At 70.2% G+C, this 20,963-nt stretch carries 21 protein-coding genes; 13 read left to right on the forward strand and 8 right to left on the reverse strand.

Annotated features, from left to right (window positions below; genetic code table 11):
- Positions 1 to 9 precede the first annotated feature (9 nt).
- Genes opcA through tkt form a run of 4 tightly spaced genes read right to left on the reverse strand, consistent with a single transcriptional unit; the run spans position 10 to position 5,861 of the window.
- Positions 10 to 1,074: a glucose-6-phosphate dehydrogenase assembly protein OpcA gene (gene opcA / locus ACWGIF_RS28530; RefSeq protein ID WP_453501735.1), complete on the reverse strand. Its 1,065-nt coding sequence runs from the start codon at positions 1,072 to 1,074 to the stop codon at positions 10 to 12.
- Positions 1,071 to 2,597 (reverse strand): glucose-6-phosphate dehydrogenase, encoded by a 1,527-nt coding sequence (zwf, locus tag ACWGIF_RS28535; protein ID WP_453501737.1) that lies wholly within the window; start codon positions 2,595 to 2,597, stop codon positions 1,071 to 1,073. Before zwf ends, opcA begins: the two co-directional genes overlap by 4 nt.
- Positions 2,598 to 2,602: 5 nt before the next feature.
- Positions 2,603 to 3,721 (reverse strand): transaldolase, encoded by a 1,119-nt coding sequence (gene tal, locus ACWGIF_RS28540; RefSeq protein WP_453501738.1) that lies wholly within the window; start codon positions 3,719 to 3,721, stop codon positions 2,603 to 2,605.
- A gap of 34 nt (positions 3,722 to 3,755) precedes the next feature.
- Positions 3,756 to 5,861: a transketolase gene (gene tkt, locus ACWGIF_RS28545; RefSeq protein WP_453501740.1), complete on the reverse strand. Its 2,106-nt coding sequence runs from the start codon at positions 5,859 to 5,861 to the stop codon at positions 3,756 to 3,758.
- 326 nt (positions 5,862 to 6,187) lie between these two features.
- Here tkt and ACWGIF_RS28550 point away from each other — a divergent pair, with 326 nt between their 5' ends.
- From ACWGIF_RS28550 to ACWGIF_RS28560, 3 genes are all read left to right on the forward strand, one after another.
- Positions 6,188 to 7,135 (forward strand): heme o synthase, encoded by a 948-nt coding sequence (locus ACWGIF_RS28550; RefSeq protein ID WP_453501769.1) that lies wholly within the window; start codon positions 6,188 to 6,190, stop codon positions 7,133 to 7,135.
- Positions 7,136 to 7,159: 24 nt separating this feature from the next.
- The gene (locus ACWGIF_RS28555) at positions 7,160 to 7,519 is read left to right on the forward strand and encodes a hypothetical protein (protein ID WP_453501742.1); all 360 of its coding nucleotides are present in this window, start codon (positions 7,160 to 7,162) and stop codon (positions 7,517 to 7,519) included.
- 161 nt (positions 7,520 to 7,680) lie between these two features.
- Positions 7,681 to 8,775 carry an amidohydrolase gene (locus ACWGIF_RS28560; RefSeq protein WP_453501744.1) on the forward strand — a complete coding sequence of 365 codons (1,095 nt, stop codon included), beginning with the start codon at positions 7,681 to 7,683 and terminating at the stop codon, positions 8,773 to 8,775.
- A 48-nt stretch (positions 8,776 to 8,823) separates the two neighbouring features.
- On the opposite strand, the gene ACWGIF_RS28565 is transcribed toward ACWGIF_RS28560, so the two are convergent.
- The 4 genes from ACWGIF_RS28565 to ACWGIF_RS28580 all read right to left on the reverse strand — a co-directional run bounded on the left by ACWGIF_RS28565 (position 8,824) and on the right by ACWGIF_RS28580 (position 12,713).
- The gene (locus ACWGIF_RS28565) at positions 8,824 to 9,813 is read right to left on the reverse strand and encodes a COX15/CtaA family protein (RefSeq protein WP_453501746.1); all 990 of its coding nucleotides are present in this window, start codon (positions 9,811 to 9,813) and stop codon (positions 8,824 to 8,826) included.
- A gap of 4 nt (positions 9,814 to 9,817) precedes the next feature.
- Entirely contained in the window at positions 9,818 to 10,951 is a 1,134-nt protein-coding gene (locus tag ACWGIF_RS28570; protein WP_453501748.1) for a hypothetical protein, read from the reverse strand.
- A 71-nt stretch (positions 10,952 to 11,022) separates the two neighbouring features.
- Positions 11,023 to 11,790 (reverse strand): ABC transporter permease, encoded by a 768-nt coding sequence (locus tag ACWGIF_RS28575; RefSeq protein WP_453501749.1) that lies wholly within the window; start codon positions 11,788 to 11,790, stop codon positions 11,023 to 11,025.
- A complete protein-coding gene (locus ACWGIF_RS28580) occupies positions 11,787 to 12,713 on the reverse strand; it encodes an ABC transporter ATP-binding protein (protein ID WP_453501751.1) in 927 nt (308 codons plus the stop codon). Before ACWGIF_RS28580 ends, ACWGIF_RS28575 begins: the two co-directional genes overlap by 4 nt.
- 408 nt (positions 12,714 to 13,121) lie before the next feature.
- Here ACWGIF_RS28580 and ACWGIF_RS28585 point away from each other — a divergent pair, with 408 nt between their 5' ends.
- The 10 genes from ACWGIF_RS28585 (at position 13,122) to ACWGIF_RS28630 (ending at position 20,708) form a co-directional block, all read left to right on the forward strand.
- Positions 13,122 to 13,883 (forward strand): helix-turn-helix transcriptional regulator, encoded by a 762-nt coding sequence (locus tag ACWGIF_RS28585; RefSeq protein ID WP_453501753.1) that lies wholly within the window; start codon positions 13,122 to 13,124, stop codon positions 13,881 to 13,883.
- Positions 13,880 to 15,295 carry a Fe-S cluster assembly protein SufB gene (gene sufB, locus ACWGIF_RS28590; protein ID WP_374773426.1) on the forward strand — a complete coding sequence of 472 codons (1,416 nt, stop codon included), beginning with the start codon at positions 13,880 to 13,882 and terminating at the stop codon, positions 15,293 to 15,295. The genes ACWGIF_RS28585 and sufB overlap by 4 nt, the downstream gene beginning before the upstream one ends.
- Before the next feature lie 79 nt (positions 15,296 to 15,374).
- Entirely contained in the window at positions 15,375 to 16,553 is a 1,179-nt protein-coding gene (gene sufD / locus ACWGIF_RS28595) for a Fe-S cluster assembly protein SufD (RefSeq protein ID WP_453501755.1), read from the forward strand.
- Positions 16,553 to 16,870, forward strand: a complete 318-nt coding sequence (locus ACWGIF_RS28600; protein WP_453501756.1) for a bifunctional 3-phenylpropionate/cinnamic acid dioxygenase ferredoxin subunit — start codon at positions 16,553 to 16,555, stop codon at positions 16,868 to 16,870. The genes sufD and ACWGIF_RS28600 overlap by 1 nt, the downstream gene beginning before the upstream one ends.
- A gap of 7 nt (positions 16,871 to 16,877) precedes the next feature.
- On the forward strand, positions 16,878 to 17,642 hold the full coding sequence (sufC, locus tag ACWGIF_RS28605; protein WP_327282841.1) for a Fe-S cluster assembly ATPase SufC: 765 nt from the start codon (positions 16,878 to 16,880) through the stop codon (positions 17,640 to 17,642).
- Complete coding sequence (locus tag ACWGIF_RS28610; protein WP_453501758.1) at positions 17,639 to 18,895, forward strand: cysteine desulfurase; 1,257 nt, start codon at positions 17,639 to 17,641, stop codon at positions 18,893 to 18,895. The genes sufC and ACWGIF_RS28610 overlap by 4 nt, the downstream gene beginning before the upstream one ends.
- Before the next feature lie 22 nt (positions 18,896 to 18,917).
- Positions 18,918 to 19,379: a Fe-S cluster assembly sulfur transfer protein SufU gene (sufU, locus tag ACWGIF_RS28615; RefSeq protein ID WP_453501759.1), complete on the forward strand. Its 462-nt coding sequence runs from the start codon at positions 18,918 to 18,920 to the stop codon at positions 19,377 to 19,379.
- On the forward strand, positions 19,376 to 19,720 hold the full coding sequence (locus ACWGIF_RS28620) for a metal-sulfur cluster assembly factor (RefSeq protein WP_362729815.1): 345 nt from the start codon (positions 19,376 to 19,378) through the stop codon (positions 19,718 to 19,720). The genes sufU and ACWGIF_RS28620 overlap by 4 nt, the downstream gene beginning before the upstream one ends.
- Positions 19,721 to 19,836: 116 nt before the next feature.
- Positions 19,837 to 20,157: a DMT family transporter gene (locus ACWGIF_RS28625; protein WP_453501761.1), complete on the forward strand. Its 321-nt coding sequence runs from the start codon at positions 19,837 to 19,839 to the stop codon at positions 20,155 to 20,157.
- Complete coding sequence (locus ACWGIF_RS28630) at positions 20,157 to 20,708, forward strand: TetR/AcrR family transcriptional regulator (protein ID WP_453501763.1); 552 nt, start codon at positions 20,157 to 20,159, stop codon at positions 20,706 to 20,708. Before ACWGIF_RS28625 ends, ACWGIF_RS28630 begins: the two co-directional genes overlap by 1 nt.
- Positions 20,709 to 20,963 lie beyond the last annotated feature (255 nt).

The following is a 20,963-nucleotide window of genomic DNA, read 5'->3' on the forward strand; positions in this document are numbered from 1 at the left end:
AGGACTCCGCTACTTGGCCGAGGCCTTCTTCGTCGGCTTGGCGGCCGGCTTGGCCGTCGGCTTCGGCGCCGGGGCGGGAACACCCTCGGCCGGGGCCTCGGCGGATTCCGCGGGCGCCGCGGGAGCCGCGGGAGCCGCCGGGGTCGCCGGCGACTCCAGCCTCGCCACGCCGAACTTCAGTGCGGACTCGTACGTGTTGTCCGGGTCCAGGCGGCGCAGCTCCTCCGCCAGCAGCTCGGCCGTGTCGCGCCGCTTGAGCGCCACCGCACGGTCGGGCTGACCTGGCATGCACAGGGTGGCGAGCGCCCCGTCCGCCCGGTCCAGGACGATGTCACCGTCCTTGGTGACCAGGCGCACGGCCGTCAGGCCGGGACCCGACGACAGCGTGCGCTGAACGGGGACGCCCAGCCGGTCCGCCAGCCACATGGCCAGCAGTTCGCAGCTCGGGTTCTCGTTCTCGCCCTCGACGGTCGCCGAGACGACCGACAGGGCCTGCTGATCCAGCGCGGCCGCCAGCATGGAGCGCCACGGGGTGATCCGGGTCCACGCCAGATCCGTGTCCCCGGGGGCGTACGCCGACGCCCGGGCGGCGAGCGTCCCGATCGGTTCCTCGCAGGAGTACGTGTCCGTGATCCGGCGCTGCCCCAGCGCACCCAGCGGATCGCCCGCCAGGTCCGTGGGCGCGCCGTCCGGCCACCAGACGACCACGGGGGCGTCAGGCAGGAGCAGCGGGAGAACCACCGACTGGGCGTGGTCGACCAGTTCGCCGTGAAGGCGGAGCACGAGCGTCTCACCGCTGCCGGAGTCCGCCCCGACGCGGATCTCCGCGTCGAGCCGGGCCTCGCGGCGGCTGCGCGGCGAGCGGCTGGCCCGCTTGATGACGACGACGATCCGCGAGGGGTGTTCGTGGGACGCGTCGTTCGCCGACTTGAGCGCGTCGTACGCGTTCTCCTCGTCGGTCACGATCACCAGCGTGAGGACCATGCCGATGGCCGGCGTGCCGATGTCCCGGCGTGCCTGCACCATCGCGGCATTGATCTTGCTGGAGTTGGTCTCCGTGAGGTCGATCTTCATGGCCGGCGCCAGCTCCGTCCGTCTCGTGCGAGCATCTCGTCCGCCTCGACCGGCCCCCAGGTGCCCGACGGGTACTGAGCGGGCTTGCCGTGCTTGTCCCAGTACTCCTCGATCGGGTCGAGGATGTTCCAGGACAGTTCGACTTCCTGGTGCCGCGGGAAGAGGTTCGCGTCGCCGAGGAGCACGTCGAGGATGAGCCGCTCGTACGCCTCGGGGCTCGACTCCGTGAAGGACTCGCCGTAGGCGAAGTCCATCGTGACGTCCCGGACCTCCATGGAGGTGCCCGGAACCTTGGAACCGAAGCGCACCGTCACGCCCTCGTCCGGCTGGACCCGGATGACGAGGGCGTTCTGCCCCAGCTCCTCGGTCGCGCCCGACTCGAACGGCAGGTACGGCGCCCGCTTGAAGACCACGGCGATCTCGGTGACGCGGCGGCCCAGGCGCTTACCGGTCCGCAGGTAGAACGGGACGCCCGCCCAGCGGCGGTTGTTGATCTCCAGCCGGACGGCCGCGTAGGTGTCGGTCTTCGACTTGGGGTCGATGCCGTCCTCTTCGAGGTACCCGACGACCCTCTCGCCGCCCTGCCACGCCGCCGCGTACTGGCCGCGCACGGTGTGCTTGCCGAGGTCCTCCGGCAACTGCACCGCCGTCAGGACCTTCAGCTTCTCCGCCACCAGCGCCTTCGGGTGGAAGGAGCCGGGCTCCTCCATCGCGGTGAGCGCGAGCAGCTGCAGCAGGTGGTTCTGGATCACGTCACGGGCCGCGCCGATGCCGTCGTAGTACCCGGCCCGGCCGCCGATGCCGATGTCCTCGGCCATGGTGATCTGCACGTGGTCGACGTACGACCGGTTCCAGATCGGCTCGAACATGGTGTTGGCGAAGCGGAGCGCCAGGATGTTCTGGACGGTCTCCTTGCCGAGGTAGTGGTCGATCCGGAAGACCTCGTCACGCGGGAAGACCTCGTGGACGACCTTGTTGAGTTCCTCGGCGCTCTTCAGGTCGTGTCCGAAGGGCTTCTCGATGACGGCCCGCCGCCAGGAACCCTCCTTCTGCGCCAGCCCGTGGTCCTTGAGCTGCTGGACCACCTTGGGGAAGAACTTCGGCGGGACGGACAGGTAGAAGGCGAAGTTGCCGCCCGTGCCCTGCGCCTTGTCCAGCTCCTCGATGGTGGCCTTCAGCGTCTCGAAGGCCGCGTCGTCGTCGAAATCGCCCTGCACGAAGCGGCAGCCCTGCACCAGCTGCTGCCAGACCTCCTCGCGGAACGGCGTGCGCGAATGCTGCTTGACGGCCTCGTACACCTCTGTGGCGAAGTCCTCGTGCTCCCACTCCCGGCGGGCGAAGCCGATCAGCGAGAAGCCCGGCGGAAGCAGGCCGCGGTTGGCCAGGTCGTAGACGGCAGGCATCAGCTTCTTGCGCGACAGGTCACCCGTAACGCCGAAAATGACCAGGCCGGACGGCCCCGCGATACGCGGGAGCCGCCGGTCCTGTGCGTCACGAAGCGGGTTCGCTCCGTTTACAGACAAGGTGTTCAGGCCTCCGTGGGGGCGAGGCGCTGGAGCTCCGCCTCGGTCGACTTCAGCAGGTCGTTCCAGGACGCCTCGAACTTCTCGACGCCCTCGTCCTCGAGCAGCTGCACCACATCGTCGTACGAAATGCCCAGCTTCGCGACCGCGTCGAGCTCGGCGCGCGCCTGCTCGTAGCCGCCGCGCACGGTGTCACCGGTGATCCGGCCGTGGTCGGCGGTGGCCTCCAGGGTGGCCTCCGGCATGGTGTTCACCGTGTTCGGGGCGACCAGGTCGTCCACGTACAGGGTGTCCTTGTACGCCGGGTCCTTGACGCCGGTCGAGGCCCACAGCGCACGCTGCTTGTTGGCGCCGACCCGCTCCAGGGCGGTCCAGCGGTCCGAGGAGAAGACCTCCTCGTACGCCTCGTAGGCCAGACGGGCGTTCGCGAGCGCCGCCTTGCCCTTGAGAGCCTTCGCCTCGTCGGTGCCGACCGCGTCCAGGCGCTTGTCGATCTCGCTGTCCACGCGGGACACGAAGAAGGAGGCGACCGAGTGGATCAGGGAGAGGTCCAGGCCGGCGGCCTTGGCCTTCTCCAGACCCGCCAGGTAGGCGTCCATGACCTCGCGGTAGCGCTGCAGCGAGAAGATCAGCGTGACGTTGACGCTGATGCCCCGGCCGATGACCTCGGTGATCGCCGGCAGGCCGGCCTTGGTCGCCGGGATCTTGATGAGCGTGTTCGGGCGGTCCACCAGCCACGCCAGCTGCTTGGCCTCGGCGATGGTCGCCGCGGTGTCGTGCGCCAGGCGCGGGTCGACCTCGATCGACACGCGGCCGTCCTGGCCGTCGGTGCGGTCGTAGACCGGGCGCAGGATGTCGGCGGCGTCACGGACGTCCGCCGTCGTGATCATGCGCAGGGCTTCCTCCACGGTGACCTTGCGGGTCGCGAGGTCGGTGAGCTGCTGCTCGTAGCCCTCGCCGCCGCTGATCGCCTTCTGGAAGATCGCCGGGTTGGTGGTGACACCGACCACGTGCGACTGGTCGATGAGCTCGGCCAGGTTGCCGGACGTGATGCGCTTGCGGGACAGGTCGTCCAGCCAGATCGCCACGCCCTCGTCGGAGAGGCGCTTGAGTGCGTCTGTCATGGGAAATGCATCTCCTACTGGTCTAGTACCGGCGTCAGCGCGCGGTGGCGGCGAGCCCGCGGGTTTCATCGAGAGAGGCCTTGGCGGCGGCGGCCACGGCCTCGGCGGTGAAGCCGAACTCGCGGAACAGCACCTTCGCGTCGGCGGAGGCACCGAAGTGCTCCAGCGACACGATGCGGCCGGCGTCGCCGACGTACCGGTGCCAGGTCAGGCCGATGCCGGCCTCGACCGCGACGCGGGCCTTCACCGAGGAGGGCAGGACGCTGTCCTTGTACTCCTGGGACTGCTCCTCGAACCACTCGACGGACGGCATGGAGACGACGCGGGTGGGGATGCCCTCGGCCTGCAGCTGCTCGCGGGCGTCGACGGCGAGGTGGACCTCGGAACCGGTGCCGATGAGGACGACCTGGGCGTCGCCGCCCTCGGCCTCGAACAGCACGTAGCCGCCCTTGGCCGCGTCCTCGTTGTGCTCGTAGGTCGGCACGCCCTGGCGGGTGAGCGCCAGACCGTGCGGGGCGCCCTTGCCGAAGACCTTGGTGTGGCGCCGCAGGATCTCGCGCCAGGCGACGGCGGTCTCGTTCGCGTCGGCCGGGCGGACGACGTTCAGGCCCGGGATGGCGCGCAGCGAGGCCAGGTGCTCGACCGGCTGGTGGGTCGGGCCGTCCTCGCCGAGGCCGATGGAGTCGTGCGTCCACACGTAGGTGACCGGCACGTGCATCAGCGCGGAGAGGCGGACGGCGTTGCGCATGTAGTCGGAGAACACCAGGAAGGTGCCGCCGTAGATGCGCGTGTGGCCGTGAAGGGCGATGCCGTTCATGGCCGCGGCCATGGCGTGCTCGCGGATGCCGAAGTGGATGGTGCGGCCGTACGGGTCGGCCTCCGGCAGCGGGTTGCCCACCGGCAGGAACGAGGAGTTCTTGTCGATGGTGGTGTTGTTGGAGCCGGCCAGGTCGGCCGAGCCGCCCCACAGCTCCGGGATGACCGCGCCGAGCGCCGCGAGCACCTTGCCGGAGGCGGCGCGGGTGGCGACACCCTTGCCGGCCTCGAAGACGGGGAGCTTGTCCTCCCAGCCCGCGGGCAGCTCGTTGGCGTTGATGCGGTCGAACTCGGCGGCGCGCTCCGGGTTGGCGGTGCGCCAGGCGGAGTAGTCCTTCTCCCAGGCGGCCTTGGCCTCGCGGCCGCGGTCGAGCGCCTTGCGGGTGTGCGCGATGACCTCGTCGGCGACCTCGAAGGTCTGCTCCGGGTCGAAGCCGAGGATGCGCTTGGTGGCCGCGACCTCGTCGTCGCCGAGCGCCGAGCCGTGCGCGGCCTCGGTGTTCTGGGCGTGCGGGGCCGGCCAGGCGATGATCGAACGGGCGGCGATGAAGGACGGGCGTCCCGTCTCCGCCTTGGCGGCCTGGAGGGCGGCGAACAGCGCCTTCGGGTCGAGGTCGCCGTTCTCCTGCTGCTCGACGCGCTGGACGTGCCAGCCGTACGCCTCGTAGCGCTTCATCGTGTCCTCGGAGACGGCCGTCTCCGTGTCACCCTCGATGGAGATGTGGTTGTCGTCCCACAGCAGCACCAGGTTGCCGAGCTTCTGGTGGCCGGCCAGCGCGGACGCCTCGTGGGAGATGCCCTCCTGGAGGCAGCCGTCGCCCGCGACCGCGTAGATCATGTGGTCGAACGGGGAGGTGCCGGGGGCGGCCTCCGGGTCGAACAGGCCGCGCTCGTAACGGGCGGCCATCGCCATGCCCACCGCGTTGGCGATGCCCTGGCCGAGGGGGCCGGTCGTGGTCTCCACGCCTGCCGTGTGGCCGTACTCCGGGTGACCGGGGGTCTTGGAGCCCCAGGTGCGGAAGGCCTTCAGGTCGTCCAGTTCGAGCCCGAACCCGCCGAGGTAGAGCTGGGTGTAGAGCGTCAGGGACGAGTGCCCCGCAGAGAGCACGAAACGGTCGCGGCCCACCCACTCGGGGTCCGCCGGGTCGTGCCGCATCACCTTCTGGAAGAGGGTGTACGCGGCGGGGGCCAGGCTCATCGCGGTACCCGGGTGGCCGTTTCCGACCTTCTGGACCGCGTCAGCGGCCAGGATGCGGGCGGTGTCGACGGCCCGCTGGTCCAGTTCGGTCCACTCGAGCTCTGTGGTGGTCGGCTTGGTGCTCACCGTGGGTCAGGGCTCCTCTCCACATGTTTGTATCCCGGTGACGAACGGTGCACCGGCGCGATTCCGAGCCTACCCCCGCAACGGCGTGCAGCTATTCGAGTGCAGTCAGTCCGTCACCGCGCCGCCCACCCCTGTTCACCCGCTCGCGGGGGCGGGTGGGCGCCGTCCCCCGTATGTATGCACGGTCCGATCGGCCCAACACGAAGCGACCCCCGCGCAGGGCGACGTAAGTGCAACGTCTAGAGTGGCGTGGTACGCGCAAGCCTTAACCGGGCCTTCATGTTCTGGGTGGTCCGAGTCGGAGCTTGCTGGATTCTCTCTCAGGGGTGTGCGTGACGGCCGTCGAATCCCGTCCAGCGGGGGTGCTCCGGACGAGCCCCGGTCACCGGCCGTTCGGGACCCGCGTCATGGCTTTCGTGGCATTGACCAAGCCGCGGATCATCGAACTTCTGCTGATCACCACAGTGCCGGTGATGTTCCTCGCCGAGCAGGGCGTGCCGTCGCTGTGGCTGGTCCTCGTGACCTGCTTCGGCGGCTACTTGTCCGCGGGCGGCGCCAACGCGCTGAACATGTACATCGACCGCGACATCGACGCACTGATGGACCGCACCTCGCAGCGTCCGCTGGTGACCGGCATGGTCAGCCCGCGGGAGTGCCTGGCCTTCGGCCTCACCCTCGCGGTGGTCTCCACTCTGTTCTTCGGACTGCTGGTCAACTGGCTGTCGGCGGCGCTGTCGCTCGGTGCGCTCCTCTTCTACGTCGTGGTCTACACGATGCTGTTGAAGCGGCGCACCGCCCAGAACATCGTCTGGGGCGGCATCGCGGGCTGCATGCCGGTGCTCATCGGCTGGTCGTCGGTCACCAACGAGCTCTCCTGGGCCGCGCTCATCCTCTTCCTCGTCATCTTCTTCTGGACGCCGCCGCACTACTGGCCGCTGTCGATGAAGGTGAAGGACGACTATGCGCGGGCCGGCGTGCCGATGCTCCCGGTCGTGGCCGGCAACAGGGCCGTGGCGCGGCAGATCGTCCTCTACAGCTGGGTGATGGTGGCGGTCTCGCTGCTGCTGACCCCCCTGGGGTACACCGGCTGGTTCTACACCGCGGTCGCGCTGGTCTCGGGCGGCTGGTGGCTGTGGGAGGCGCACACGCTGCACGCCCGCGCCAAGGCGGGCCTGACGGGCGGGAAGCTCAAGGAGATGCGGCTGTTCCACTGGTCGATCACCTATGTGTCGCTGCTCTTCGTCGCGGTGGCCGTGGATCCCTTCCTCCGCTGATTACTCACCGGTAGCATGCCTTCCATGGGAGACACCGCAGAGACCGCAGCCGCCGCAGGCGCCGCGGACAAGAAGCAGGACCGTACGGCGGCGAAGCTGGCCAAGCAGATCGGCGCGTTCGCCAAGGAGCACGGCGGCGCCGAGGGCCAGCTCGCCCACATCGGCCAGGCCGGCACCCGGATCGTGCTCGTGGGCACGGACGGTGCCTGGGGCGACCTGGTGGCCCCGACCTTCGCGGTGGCGCAGCTGGCCGCGGAGAAGGCCGGGCTGACCCTCCACGAGGAGTTCGACGGGGAGTTCGCCGCGCGCGTGCGGACCGGCCCGTACGAGTGGACGAGGATGGCCGGCCTCCAGCTCGGCGGAACCGCGAACCCGGCGGCCTGACCGCTGCCGGACCCCTGCCGGACCCTGCCCCGGACGGCGCCGCGAGGCGGCGCGGGGCCCGGGGTGCCGTCTCGGTCAACAGCGCGAGCAACACCTCACACCCGGCTCACCCGTTAGGACGTGTGGAAGCCCCTTCCTCACGTCCGCAACGGGATGCCCGGATGATCGAAACGCCGCACCTGGTGGACCAGTACTGCCACGGAGTCCTCCGTACGGAGCTGGGCCTGGGCACCTTCGAGGCCGAGCTGGTCCGCTCGGCCGGCCCGCCCGCCGCGGGCACCACCTTCTTCGACACCCAGACCGGTTTCGCGGTGCGCCGCTGGTGCCCTCCGCTGCTGGGACTGGAGCCGCACGCCACGCCCGCGCGCTACCTGGCCCGGCGGCGCGAGCTGGGCGCGGCCGAGTCCGCGCGGCGGCTGCTGAGGGGTTCCGGCGTCGCCGCCTACCTGGTCGACACCGGGGTCGCCGGTGATCTCACCGGCCCCAAGGAGCTGGCGCTCGCCGGCGACGCCGAGGCCTTCGAGACGGTCCGGCTGGAATTACTGGCCGAGCAGGTCGCCGACACCTCCGGGACGGTGGCCGCGTTCCTCGCCAACCTCGCCGAGGCCGTCCACCACGCCGCCGCCGGGGCGGCGGCCTTCAGCTGCGCCACGGCCTTCGACCGCCCGGACGGTCCGGCCGCCTCGCCCGAACCGCCCGGTCCCGGCGACGTGCGCGGGGCGGCCGGGCGGTGGCTGGCCGGGCGGCCGAAGGGCGGAGCCGTACAGGACCCCGTACTCCTGCGGCACCTGCTGTGGAGCGCGGTGGCGTCCGGGCTGCCGCTCCAGCTGCACACGGGCGCGGCGGATCCCGAGCCGCTGACGGAGTTCGCACGGGCCACCGCGGGCCTGGGCACGCGGCTGGTGCTGCTCGGCGGACATCCGCACCACCACCGGCACACGGCGCAGCTCGCGGCGGACTTCCCGCACGTCTACGCCGACACCGGAGCGGCCCTCGGGCGGACCGGGGCGGGGGCCGCGGCGGTTCTGGCCGAGCTGCTGGAGCTCGCGCCGTTCGGGAAGCTGCTGTTCTCCAGCGGCGGCCGGCGGCTGCCGGAGCTGCACGCGGTGGGCGCCCTGGTGTTCCGGCAGGCGCTGGGCCGGGTGCTGGGCGGCTGGGTCGCCGAGGGGTCCTGGTCCTGGCGGGACGCGGAGCGCGTGGCCGCCATGGTCGCGGCGGACAACGCCCGCCGCGTCTACCGGCTGGACGGACCCTAGCTCCGGCCGCAGGCCGCAGGCGGCCAGGCGGCGGGCCGCCCGGGCGGCTCAGACGGCGGAGAGCTGCGGGTCGCCCTGGGCCGGGACCGCGGCCTGCTCGGCCGGCCGCTCGCGCAGGCTCAGGGCGAGCCGGAGCACGGCGATCCACACCAGGCAGGAGCCCAGCATGTGGGCGGCGACGAGGACCTCGGGCAGGTCGGTGAAGAACTGCACGTAGCCGATGCCGCCCTGCGCGAGCAGCACGATCAGCAGGTCGCGGGCACGCGCCCGGGTGTCGACGGGGGCGTCGACCACGCGCAGCGCCAGCCACATCGCGACCGCCAGCGCGCACACCAGCCAGGCGGAGACGGCGTGCACGTGGGCGGTGGCCGTCCAGTCGAGCGGCATCCGCTTGATCTCGCTGCTGTCGCCGGCGTGCGGTCCGGAACCGGTGACCACCGTGCCCGCCGCGATCAGCACGAAGGTGGTGGTGATCAGGGCCCACGACAGCTTGCGGACCGGGCCCGGTACGCGCGGGCGGGGGGCGGTGTCGCCCTCGCCGGTGCGCTGCCAGGTGACGGTCGTCACCGCGATCAGCGCGGTGGCGAGCAGGAAGTGCCCCGCCACGCTGTACGGGTTGAGGCCCGTCTTCACGGTGATGCCGCCGAGTACGGCGTTGGCCATCACGATGACGAACTGGACCCAGCCGAGCTTCGTCAGCGAGCGTCGCCAGGGCTTGGCCGAGCGCGCCGCGAGGATGATCCAGCCGACGGCCGCGCTGAGTACGTACGTCAGCATCCGGTTGCCGAACTCGATGGCGCCGTGGAAGCCCTGGGCCTGCGTCGCGATCAGACTGTCGTCGGTGCACTTGGGCCAGGTGTCGCAGCCGAGACCGGATCCGGTCAGCCGCACTGCGCCGCCGGTGACGACGATGGCCACGCTCATGACGAGCGCGGCGAGCGCGGCCCGCCGGACGATCCGGGGTGACGGAGTCCAGCGGCTGGCGATGAGGGCGAGGGGGTTCAACACGGCCCCTATCGTAGGCGGCCCCTTGTGCAAAGATTCACGAGGGGGTGGTCACGGGTCCGTCGGGACCCGAGACCCACCGGAACCTCGCGCCGGCGGAGTCGCCCTCCTCGTGCCACCACAGGAGGATGCGCCAAAGGCCGCCCTCGCCCGGGCAGTCCGCCGAGCCGGTGAACCCGCGGATCAGTTCGCCCGCTACGTCCTCGGCTGTCCTATTCCTTACTTCTGTGGCGCTGTGCCAGGGATGAGGGAGTACGTTCCACAGCCCGTCAGGACCCCGCACCTCGAAGCGCCACACCGCGAGCCAGGGCGTGACCTCCAGCATCGTCCGCACCTGCTCGGCGCCGAGACGCAGCCGGCCCGCGATGTCGGCCTCCTCCACCCCCTGGATGCGGGCGGCCACCACGGCCTGAGGCAGCAGCCGTTCGGGCAGCAGTCCCCGCGTGCGCAGGCTGACCAGTCCGTCGAAGGCGAGGAAGCGCAGGCGCAGCTCCAGCTGGCGGCCGACGTGGTCGAGGGCCTCCTCGGCCTCCTCGGACTCCTGTACGCCGGGGTACGCGAGCAGCAGCCGCCGGAAGTCGGCCTCGGCGTCCACGGCCCAGGCCACCGCATCCTCGGCGAACCCCAGCTCGGCGAGGCGGTCCCCGAGGAACACCTTGGCCTGGGCGAGGCCCCGCCGGTTGACCGGATCCTGCTGGTCCAGTCCCGCCCACACCTCCACCGCGGTCCGGGTCAGATCACGGGCCCGCTCGCCGGCCGCCCGCTCCATGGCGCTCGGCCCGTCGGCGGCGGCCGGGCCCAGCGGGTGCTTCGGCAGCCGGGCCCCGTCGCTCAGCGGCCAGGCCAGCCACACCCCGTGGTTGATCAGCCCGCGGGCGTACCAGCGGGCGAACTCGGGGGAGTGCACGGCCGCGCGCTCGGAGCTGCGCAGCCCCTCTTCGATCGTGGCGAGGGCGCTCGCGCGGTCCCCCGCCGCGAACCGCAGGGCGGCCCGGTCGGCGAGGCGCAGCCCGAGCAGTGCTGTGCACCGGGGGTCGTCCGTGAGGGTGCGCAGGGCGCCGATCAGCTCGTCGAGGAGCCGCTCGCGCTCCTCCGGCGCCGCGTGCGCGTGCCCCGCCCGCACCCGTGCCCATTGGTCGTCCAGCCGAAGAACGGCCTCCCGCTGCACCATGTCCGCCCCCCGGCTTCATGTGTGGTGGAGGCGTCCATCCTCGCGGCAATGTCACCGCGAGGGAAAGAGTTTCATTCCCAGCGGAAGAGCCGCGCGGCGGCGCCCAGACCGAGTACGGCCCAGCCCGCCAGGACGGCCGCGTCGCCCCACGGCAGCGCGGCCCCGTGCTGGAGCACCTCGCGCAGCCCGTCGGAGAGGGCCGAGATCGGCAGGAGCCCCAGCACGGACTGCACGGCGCCGGGGAACTTCTCCAGCGGCACGATCACCCCGCCGCTGACCAGCAGCAGCAGGAAGACCAGGTTGGCGGCGGCCAGGGTCATCTCGGCCTTCAGCGTGCCCGCCATCAGCAGCCCCAGCCCTGAGAACGCGGCGGTCCCCAGCAGGATCAGTGCGGCGACCGACAGCGGGTTCCCGTGCGGGGACCAGCCCAGCGCGAAGGCGATCACCGTCAGCAGCGCGATCTGCAGCACCTCGGTGACCAGCACCGACAGGGTCTTGGCGGCCATCAGCGCCCAGCGCGGCAGCGGGGAGGCGCCGAGCCGCTTGAGGACCCCGTAGCGGCGGTCGAAGCCGGTGGCGATGGCCTGGCCGGTGAAGGCGGTGGACATCACGGCGAGCGCCAGGATGCCGGGAGCGAGGAAGTCCACGGACTTCCCCGCTCCCGTGTCGACGATGTCGACCGCGGAGAAGAGGGTCAGCAGCAGCGCCGGGATGATCACGGTCAGCAGCAGCTGCTCGCCGTTGCGCAGCAGCATCCGGGTCTCCAGCGCCGTCTGCGCGAGGATCATGCGGGACACGGGCGCGGCCCCCGGCCTGGGGGTGAACGTACCGGCGCTCATGCGCGCAGCTCCTTGCCCGTGAGTTCCAGAAAGACGTCTTCGAGGGTGTGCCGCTCCACCGAGAGGCTGTCCGGCATCACGCCGTGCTGCGCGCACCAGGAGGCGACGGTGGCCAGCAGCTGCGGGTGGACGTCGCCGGTCACCCGGTAGACGCCCGCGGTGAGCTCTGCGGCCTGGGTGCCGTCGGGCAGCGCCTTCAGCAGCGAGGCCAGGTCGAGGGAGGGGCGGCCGGTGAAGCGCAGGGTGTTCTCGGCGCCGCCCCGGCACAGCTGCTCGGGGCTGCCGTGGACGACGACCCGGCCCGCGTCCACGATGGCGACCTCGTCGGCGAGCTGTTCGGCCTCGTCCATGTGGTGGGTGGTGAGGACGACGGTGACCCCGTCGGTGCGCAGTTCCCGTACGAGGTCCCAGGTCGCGCGGCGGGCCTGCGGGTCCAGGCCGGCGGTGGGCTCGTCCAGGAAGACCAGCTCGGGGCGCCCCACCACGGCCATGGCCAGGGCCAGGCGCTGCTGCTGGCCGCCGGAGAGCCGGCGGTAGGGGGTGCGGCCGCAGCCGCCGAGTCCGAGGCGTTCCACCAGGGTGTCGACGTCGAGCGGGTCGGCGTACAGCTTGGCCATGTGGCGGAGCATCTCGACCGCGCGGGCTCCGGAGTAGACGCCTCCGGACTGGAGCATCACGCCGATCCGCGGGCGCAGCGCCCCGGCCTGGCCGACCGGGTCGAGGCCGAGGACGCGGACGGTTCCGGCGTCGGGGCGGCGGTAGCCCTCGCAGGTCTCCACCGTGGTCGTCTTGCCCGCGCCGTTGGGACCGAGGACCGCGGTGACGGAGGCGGTGCGGACGGTGAGGTCCAGGCCGTCCACCGCTGTCTTGGTGCCGTACCGCTTCACCAGTCCGCGGATCTCCACGGCGGGGTCGTTGCTCATGGGGGGTGAGTCTACGGAGCCCGGGGAGGGGGCTTTGTTCCCGGGTCGAGGGGTTACCCACCGGTTCGCTCGTGGATTTTCGTGCTGGACGACGGCGGGGATCGCCATCGGATCCGGCCGCCGCGACGCGATTACGGCCTTTTTCAGCCCGGTGGCCCTGCGCGGACCGTCCGGTTTCCGTGATCTTTTCCGGAACCCGATGTGCGGCTTTCGGGAAAGCGTCGCGGGCGCAGCTGTGCTGGTGGGGGCCGTGAGACGGTCCACCGGAGGTAGGCGCGGGGATAGCGGAGTCTGCCCCTCCGAATAACTCTGTGTCGATAAATAAGGTAACCCTTAGTGATGGAGGCCACCAGGGGTGGCGTCCGTCACGGCTTGTCGGTGCTCGGTTAATTACGCAACAATGGCGTTGTGAAATACGGCGAACGGCACAGCGAGACCCCCCAGGGGGAGCTCGCCACCGGGGAGCGGTCAACCCGCAACCGCGTGGCGCGCTCGATCCTGGACCACGGTCCGTCCACCGTCGCCGACCTCGCCCAGCGCCTCGGCCTCACCCAGGCCGCCGTCCGCCGCCACCTCGACACGCTCGTCACCGACGCCGTGGTCGAACCCCGTGAGCAGCGTGTGTACGGTGCGCGCACCCGGGGTCGGCCCGCCAAGGTCTTCGCGCTCACCGACTGCGGGCGCGACGCCTTCGACCAGTCCTACGACACGCTCGCCGCGGACGCCCTGCACTGGATCGCGCAGTCGGTCGGCGGCGGCGCACAGGGGGAGGCGGCCGTCACCGCCTTCGCCCGGTCGCGGATGGAGACGCAGGCGCGCGCCTACCGGGAAGCCGTCGAGGCGGCTGCGCCCGAAGGCCGCGCGGAGGCCCTGGCCAAGGCGTTGACCGCCGACGGGTACGCTGCTACGGCGAAGAGCGCTCCCGGTCCGCACAGCGGTGAACAGCTCTGCCAGCACCACTGTCCGGTCGCCCACGTGGCCGAGCAGTTCCCGCAGCTCTGCGAGGCGGAGACCGAGGTCTTCTCCCGCCTGCTCGGGACGCATGTGCAGCGCCTCGCCACGATCGCCCACGGCGACGGGGTGTGCACGACGTTCATTCCGCGAAGCGCGAGCACCACACAGACCGACACATCAGTATCTGCAAGTACGGCCGGGAGGAACCCCGCATGACCACGGAGACTGCTCACCCTGAGCTCGATGGCCTGGGCACCTACGAATACGGCTGGGCCGACTCCGACGCGGCCGGTGCCGCCGCCAAGCGGGGCCTGTCCGAGGACGTCGTCCGCGACATCTCGTCGAAGAAGTCCGAGCCGGAGTGGATGCTGAAGCTCCGCCTCAAGGGTCTCAAGCTGTTCGACAAGAAGCCCATGCCCAACTGGGGTTCCGACCTCTCGGGCATCGACTTCGACAACATCAAGTACTTCGTGCGTTCCACCGAGAAGCAGGCCGCTTCCTGGGAGGACCTGCCGGAGGACATCAAGAACACGTACGACAAGCTCGGCATCCCGGAGGCGGAGAAGCAGCGCCTCGTCGCCGGTGTCGCGGCCCAGTACGAGTCCGAGGTCGTCTACCACCAGATCCGTGAGGACCTGGAGGAGCAGGGCGTCATCTTCCTCGACACGGACACCGCGCTCAAGGAGCACCCCGAGCTCTTCCAGGAGTACTTCGGCACGGTCATCCCGGTCGGCGACAACAAGTTCGCGTCGCTGAACACCGCAGTGTGGTCCGGCGGGTCGTTCATCTACGTCCCCAAGGGCGTCAAGGTCGACATCCCGCTCCAGGCCTACTTCCGTATCAACACGGAGAACATGGGCCAGTTCGAGCGGACGCTGATCATCGTCGACGAGGACGCCTACGTCCACTACGTCGAGGGCTGCACCGCCCCGATCTACTCCTCGGACTCGCTGCACAGCGCCGTGGTCGAGATCATCGTCAAGAAGGGCGGCCGCTGCCGCTACACGACGATCCAGAACTGGTCGAACAACGTCTACAACCTGGTCACCAAGCGCGCCGTGGCGTACGAGGGCGCGACCATGGAGTGGATCGACGGCAACATCGGTTCCAAGGTCACCATGAAGTACCCGGCCGTCTACCTGATGGGCGAGCACGCCAAGGGCGAGACCCTGTCCATCGCCTTCGCAGGCGAGGGCCAGCACCAGGACGCCGGCTCCAAGATGGTCCACATGGCGCCGAACACCTCCTCGAACATCGTCTCCAAGTCGGTGGCACGGGGCGGCGGCCGCACCTCGTACCGCGGCCTGGTCGAGATCGGCGAGGGCGCGCACGGCTCGAAGTCCAACGTGCTCTGTGACGCGCTCCTGGTCGACACCATCTCCCGCTCGGACACGTACCCCTACGTGGACGTGCGCGAGGACGACGTCTCCATGGGCCACGAGGCCACGGTCTCCAAGGTCTCCGACGACCAGCTCTTCTACCTGATGAGCCGCGGTCTGACGGAGTTCGAGGCCATGGCCATGATCGTGCGCGGCTTCGTCGAGCCCATCGCGCGCGAGCTGCCCATGGAGTACGCCCTGGAGCTGAACCGGCTGATCGAGCTGCAGATGGAGGGCTCGGTCGGCTAGTCCCGGCCGGCTGCCCGTCCCGCAGCACATTCTTTGACGTAGACCGTGTTCTTTTAAGAGAGCGAGCAAGACGACAGCCATGGCTGAGGCTCAGAACATTCCGGCGGGTTCGACCACCGCCGGCGCGATCGCGGTGGCCGCCGAGTCCACCGTCGCCACCCGGATGAGTGCACCCCCGTCCTTCGACGTGGCGGACTTCCCCGTGCCCCACGGCCGGGAGGAGGAGTGGCGGTTCACCCCGCTCGCCCGTCTTCGGGGCCTGCACGACGGCACCGCGGTCGCCAACGGCACCATGAAGGCCCAGATCGACGCGCCCGAGGGCGTCACGGTCGAGTCGGTGGAGCGCGGCGACGCGCGCATCGGCAAGGCCGGCACACCGGTGGACCGGGTCGCCGCGCAGGCGTTCTCGTCCTTCGCCAAGGCCACGGTCGTCACCGTGCCCAAGGAGGCGGTCCTGACCGAGCCGGTGCGCGTCACGCTGCACGGCGAGGGCGGCACCACCTTCGGCCACACCGTCTTCGACGTGCAGGCCTTCGCCGAGGCCGTCATCGTCATCGACCACACCGGTGACGGCGTGCGCGCCGCCAACGTCGACTTCCTGGTCGGCGACGGCGCCAAGCTCACCGTCGTGTCCGTGCAGGACTGGGACGACACCGCCGTCCACGTCTCCCAGCACAACACGCTGGTCGGCCGTGACGCGACCTTCAAGTCGATCGTGGTCACCTTCGGCGGCGACGTCGTCCGCCTGCACCCCCGCGTGACCTACGCGGGCCCCGGCGGCGAGGCCGAGCTCTTCGGCCTGTACTTCACCGACGCCGGCCAGCACCAGGAGCACCGCCTCCTCGTCGACCACAGTGCCCCGCACTGCAAGTCCCACGTGGTCTACAAGGGCGCGCTGCAGGGCCAGGACGCCCACGCGGTGTGGATCGGCGACGTGCTCATCGAGAAGACCGCCGAAGGCACCGACACCTACGAGATGAACCGCAACCTCGTCCTCACGGACGGCGCGCGGGTCGACTCGGTGCCGAACCTGGAGATCGAGACCGGTGAGATCGTCGGCGCCGGCCACGCCTCGGCGACCGGCCGCTTCGACGACGAGCAGCTCTTCTACCTGCAGGCCCGCGGCATCCCGGCCGACGAGGCCCGCCGCCTGGTCGTCCGCGGCTTCTTCGCCGAGCTCGTCCAGCAGATCGGTGTCCCGGACATCGAGGAGCGCCTGCTCACCAAGATCGAGACCGAGCTCCAGGGTTCCGTCTGATGAATTACATCAAGGTCTGCGCGCTGAGCGAGCTGGAGGAGAACACCCCGAAGCGGGTGGAACTCGACGGCACGCCGGTGTCCATCGTCTCCACCGAGGGGGAGGTGTTCGCGATCAACGACATCTGCTCGCACGCGAACGTCTCGCTCTCGGAGGGCGAGGTCGACGACTGCATGATCGAGTGCTGGCTGCACGGGTCGGCCTTCGACCTGCGCACCGGCAAGCCCTCGGGTCTGCCCGCGACGCGCCCCGTTCCCGTATACCCCGTAAAGATCGAAGGGGACGACGTGCTCGTCTCCCTCACCCAGGAGTCCTGAGGTATCCATGGCAACGCTTGAAATCCACGACCTGCACGTCTCCGTCGAGGCCGAGAACGGCGCCCGCGAGATCCTCAAGGGCGTCGACCTCACCGTCAAGCAGGGTGAGACGCACGCCATCATGGGTCCGAACGGCTCCGGCAAGTCCACTCTGGCGTACTCGCTCGCCGGTCACCCGAAGTACACCATCACCGGTGGCACCGTGACCCTCGACGGCGAAGACGTCCTGGAGATGTCCGTCGACGAGCGTGCCCGCGCCGGCGTCTTCCTCGCCATGCAGTACCCGGTCGAGGTCCCCGGCGTCTCGGTCTCCAACTTCCTGCGCACCTCGGCCACCGCCATCCGCGGCGAGGCGCCGAAGCTGCGTACCTGGGTGAAGGAGGTCAAGTCCGCGATGGAGCAGCTCCAGATGGACCCGGCCTTCGCCGAGCGCAACGTCAACGAGGGCTTCTCCGGCGGTGAGAAGAAGCGCCACGAGATCCTGCAGCTGGAGCTTCTGAAGCCGAAGATCGCGATCCTCGACGAGACCGACTCCGGCCTCGACGTCGACGCGCTGCGCATCGTGTCGGAGGGCGTCAACCGAGTCCGCGAGTCCGGTGAGGTCGGCACCCTGCTGATCACGCACTACACGCGCATTTTGCGCTACATCAAGCCCGACTTCGTGCACGTGTTCGCGAACGGCCGCATCGCCGAGTCCGGTGGCGCCGAGCTCGCCGACCAGCTGGAGGCCGAGGGTTACGACAAGTACGTGAAGGGTGGCGCGACCGCGTGACACAGCTGCCTGGCCTCCTCGACATCGAGGCGATCCGCAAGGACTTCCCCCTGCTGGATCGTGTGGTCCACGATGGGAAGAAGATCGTTTACCTGGACAACGCGGCGACTTCGCAGAAGCCGCGCCAGGTACTCGACGCGCTGAACGAGTACTACGAGCAGCACAACGCCAACGTCCACCGTGGCGTGCACGTGCTCGCCGAGGAGGCCACGGCGCTGTACGAGGGCGCTCGCGACAAGGTCGCCGCCTTCATCAACGCTCCGAGCCGCGACGAGGTGATCTTCACCAAGAACGCCTCGGAGTCGCTCAACCTGGTCGCGAACATGCTCGGCTGGGCGGACGAGCCCTACCGGGTCGACCGCGAGACCGAGATCGCCATCACGGAGATGGAGCACCACTCCAACATCGTGCCGTGGCAGCTGCTCTCGCAGCGCACCGGCGCGAAGCTGAAGTGGTTCGGCCTCACCGACGACGGCCGGCTCGACCTGTCCAACATCGAAGAGGTCATCACGGAGAAGACGAAGATCGTCTCCTTCACGCTGGTCTCCAACATCATGGGCACGGTCAACCCGGTCGACGCGATCGTCCGGCGCGCCCAGGACGTCGGCGCCCTGGTGCTGATCGACGCCTCCCAGGCCGCTCCGCACATGCCGCTCGACGTGCAGGCGCTCGGCGCCGACTTCGTGGCCTTCACCGGCCACAAGATGTGCGGCCCGACCGGCATCGGCGTCCTCTGGGGCCGCCAGGAGCTCCTGGAGGACCTGCCTCCGTTCCTCGGCGGCGGCGAGATGATCGAGACCGTGTCGATGCACGCCTCGACCTACGCCCCGGCGCCCCACAAGTTCGAGGCGGGTACGCCCCCGATCGCCCAGGCCGTCGGCCTCGGCGCGGCCGTGGACTACCTGTCCGCGATCGGCATGGACAAGATCGCCGCGCACGAGCACGCGATCACCGAGTACGCGATCAAGCGCCTCGCCGAGGTGCCCGACCTGCGGATCATCGGCCCCACCACGGCCGAGGACCGCGGCGCCGCGATCTCCTTCGTACTCGGCGACATCCACCCGCACGACGTCGGCCAGGTGCTGGACGAGCAGGGCATCGCGGTCCGCGTGGGACACCACTGCGCGCGCCCGGTCTGCCTGCGCTACGGAATTCCCGCGACGACGCGAGCGTCTTTCTACCTGTACTCCTCTCCATCCGATGTCGACGCACTGATCGACGGGCTGGAGCACGTACGGAACTTCTTCGGCTGACGGACGAGGCGACGAGGACGCAGTGAAGCTGGATTCGATGTACCAGGAACTGATCCTGGACCACTACAAGCACCCGCACGGGCGTGGCCTGCGCGACGGCGATGCCGAGGTGCACCACGTCAACCCGACGTGCGGCGACGAGATCACGCTGCGCGTGAAGTACGACGGCGAGACGCTGACCGATGTCTCGTACGAGGGCCAAGGCTGCTCCATCAGCCAGGCCAGCGCGTCCGTGCTGAACGAGCTGCTGGTCGGCAAGGACCTGGCCGAGGCGCAGAAGATCCAGGGTGTCTTCCTGGAGATGATGCAGTCCAAGGGCAAGATCGAGCCCGACGAGGCCATGGAGGAGGTGCTGGAGGACGCGGTCGCGTTCGTCGGCGTCTCCAAATACCCGGCTCGCGTGAAGTGTGCTCTGCTGAGTTGGATGGCGTGGAAGGACGCGACGGCCCAGGCTCTGGGCGACGCGGAGAGGAAGACGGCATGACCGAGAACGCGACGCCCGAGGCGTCGACCAAGCCGGCCACCGAGGAAGAGGTCCGCGAGGCCCTCTACGACGTGGTCGACCCCGAGCTGGGCATCGACGTCGTCAACCTGGGCCTGATCTACGGCATCCACGTCGACGACGCGAACATCGCCACCCTCGACATGACGCTGACCTCGGCGGCGTGCCCGCTGACGGACGTCATCGAGGACCAGGCGAAGTCGGCGACGGACGGCATCGTCAACGAACTGCGCATCAACTGGGTCTGGATGCCGCCGTGGGGCCCGGACAAGATCACGGACGACGGCCGTGAGCAGCTCCGCGCGCTCGGCTTCAACGTCTGATCATCGCCTGTTTGCGAGGGCCCCCGGCACGTTCGTGCCGGGGGCCCTCGGCGTTTTCCGGCACTCTGCCGGGCTGTTGTGTACGGGTGTACGCATCGATGTGTACCCTTGTACACATGCCCTACGTACTGCTTGCCGCGGCCATCGCCGCCGAGGTCGCCGGCACCACCGCCATGAAGTACAGCGACGGTTTCACGAAGCTGTGGCCCTCGCTGGGCACCTTGCTGGGGTACGTCATCGCCTTCACCCTGCTCGCGCAGACGCTGAAGTCGATGTCCGTCGGCACGGCGTACGCGATATGGGCGGGCGTCGGCACCGCCGCCATCGCCGCCATCGGCATGCTGTTCATGGGGGAGGCGGCCACCGTTGCGAAGATCACCGGGATCGCCCTGGTGATCGGCGGAGTGGTCCTGCTGAACCTCGGCGGGACGCACTGATGCCCTCCGGCGGGCGGCGTTACGACCCGGACCGGCGCCAGCGGATCATCGAAGCGGCGATCCGGGTGGTGGGTGCCAAAGGCATCGCGGGGCTCAGTCACCGCAGCGTGGCCGCGGAGGCCGACGTACCGCTGGGTTCGACGACCTACCACTTCAAGACCCTCGACGACCTGCTGGTCGCGGCCCTGCGCCAGGCCAACGAGGGTTTCGCGCAGGCGGTGGCCGAGTCGGCGGCACCGGCCGACCCGAAGGCGGACCTCGCGGGAGCGCTGGCCCGCCTGCTGGGGGAGTTCCTGGCGGCGGACCGCGGCCGGGTGGAGCTGGAGTACGAGCTCTACCTCGCGGCATTGCGCCGCCCGGCATTGCGGCCGGTGGCGGCGCAGTGGTGTGAGGCCGTGTCCGCGGCGCTCACCCCGTGGACCGACCCGGTGACGGCGCGGGCGCTCGTGGCGGTCATGGACGGCATCAGCCTGCAGGTCCTGCTGACGGACGTCGCGTACGACGAGGCGTACGCCCGCGAGGTCCTGGGGCGGGTACTGCGGCCGGCCTAGGAGCGGGTCTTCGGATCCCTGCCGGGGCCGCGCTGCACGGCACCGCACGGCACCGCACCTCGCCGCCTCGTCGGCCCGCCGCCGACGGGGAGTGGGTCCGCGCGGCGCCGGCCCCGCCAAGCGGCGGAGCGCACGGCCGAGCGGTTCCGCGCAGCGGCGGCCCCCGTTATCTTTTTCGCGGTCCTGCAATGGGGCCGCTGGCCTCCGGGCCCGGTATGACTGTGTCCCTAAGAATGTAAGGCGGTCCGGGAGGAC

Source organism: Streptomyces sp. NPDC054849 (assembly GCF_053610945.1).

Excerpts from the sequence above, each read along its gene's own strand:
- opcA (WP_453501735.1), bottom strand. The coding sequence starts at position 1,074 with ATGAAGATCGACCTCACGGAGACCAACTCCAGCAAGATCAATGCCGCG.
- tal (WP_453501738.1), bottom strand. The coding sequence starts at position 3,721 with ATGACAGACGCACTCAAGCGCCTCTCCGACGAGGGCGTGGCGATCTGG.
- ACWGIF_RS28555 (WP_453501742.1), top strand. The coding sequence starts at position 7,160 with ATGGGAGACACCGCAGAGACCGCAGCCGCCGCAGGCGCCGCGGACAAG.
- ACWGIF_RS28560 (WP_453501744.1), top strand. The coding sequence starts at position 7,681 with ATGATCGAAACGCCGCACCTGGTGGACCAGTACTGCCACGGAGTCCTC.
- ACWGIF_RS28570 (WP_453501748.1), bottom strand. The coding sequence starts at position 10,951 with ATGGTGCAGCGGGAGGCCGTTCTTCGGCTGGACGACCAATGGGCACGG.
- ACWGIF_RS28575 (WP_453501749.1), bottom strand. The coding sequence starts at position 11,790 with ATGAGCGCCGGTACGTTCACCCCCAGGCCGGGGGCCGCGCCCGTGTCC.
- ACWGIF_RS28580 (WP_453501751.1), bottom strand. The coding sequence starts at position 12,713 with ATGAGCAACGACCCCGCCGTGGAGATCCGCGGACTGGTGAAGCGGTAC.
- sufB (WP_374773426.1), top strand. The coding sequence starts at position 13,880 with ATGACCACGGAGACTGCTCACCCTGAGCTCGATGGCCTGGGCACCTAC.
- sufD (WP_453501755.1), top strand. The coding sequence starts at position 15,375 with ATGGCTGAGGCTCAGAACATTCCGGCGGGTTCGACCACCGCCGGCGCG.
- ACWGIF_RS28600 (WP_453501756.1), top strand. The coding sequence starts at position 16,553 with ATGAATTACATCAAGGTCTGCGCGCTGAGCGAGCTGGAGGAGAACACC.
- sufC (WP_327282841.1), top strand. The coding sequence starts at position 16,878 with ATGGCAACGCTTGAAATCCACGACCTGCACGTCTCCGTCGAGGCCGAG.
- ACWGIF_RS28620 (WP_362729815.1), top strand. The coding sequence starts at position 19,376 with ATGACCGAGAACGCGACGCCCGAGGCGTCGACCAAGCCGGCCACCGAG.
- ACWGIF_RS28625 (WP_453501761.1), top strand. The coding sequence starts at position 19,837 with ATGCCCTACGTACTGCTTGCCGCGGCCATCGCCGCCGAGGTCGCCGGC.
- ACWGIF_RS28630 (WP_453501763.1), top strand. The coding sequence starts at position 20,157 with ATGCCCTCCGGCGGGCGGCGTTACGACCCGGACCGGCGCCAGCGGATC.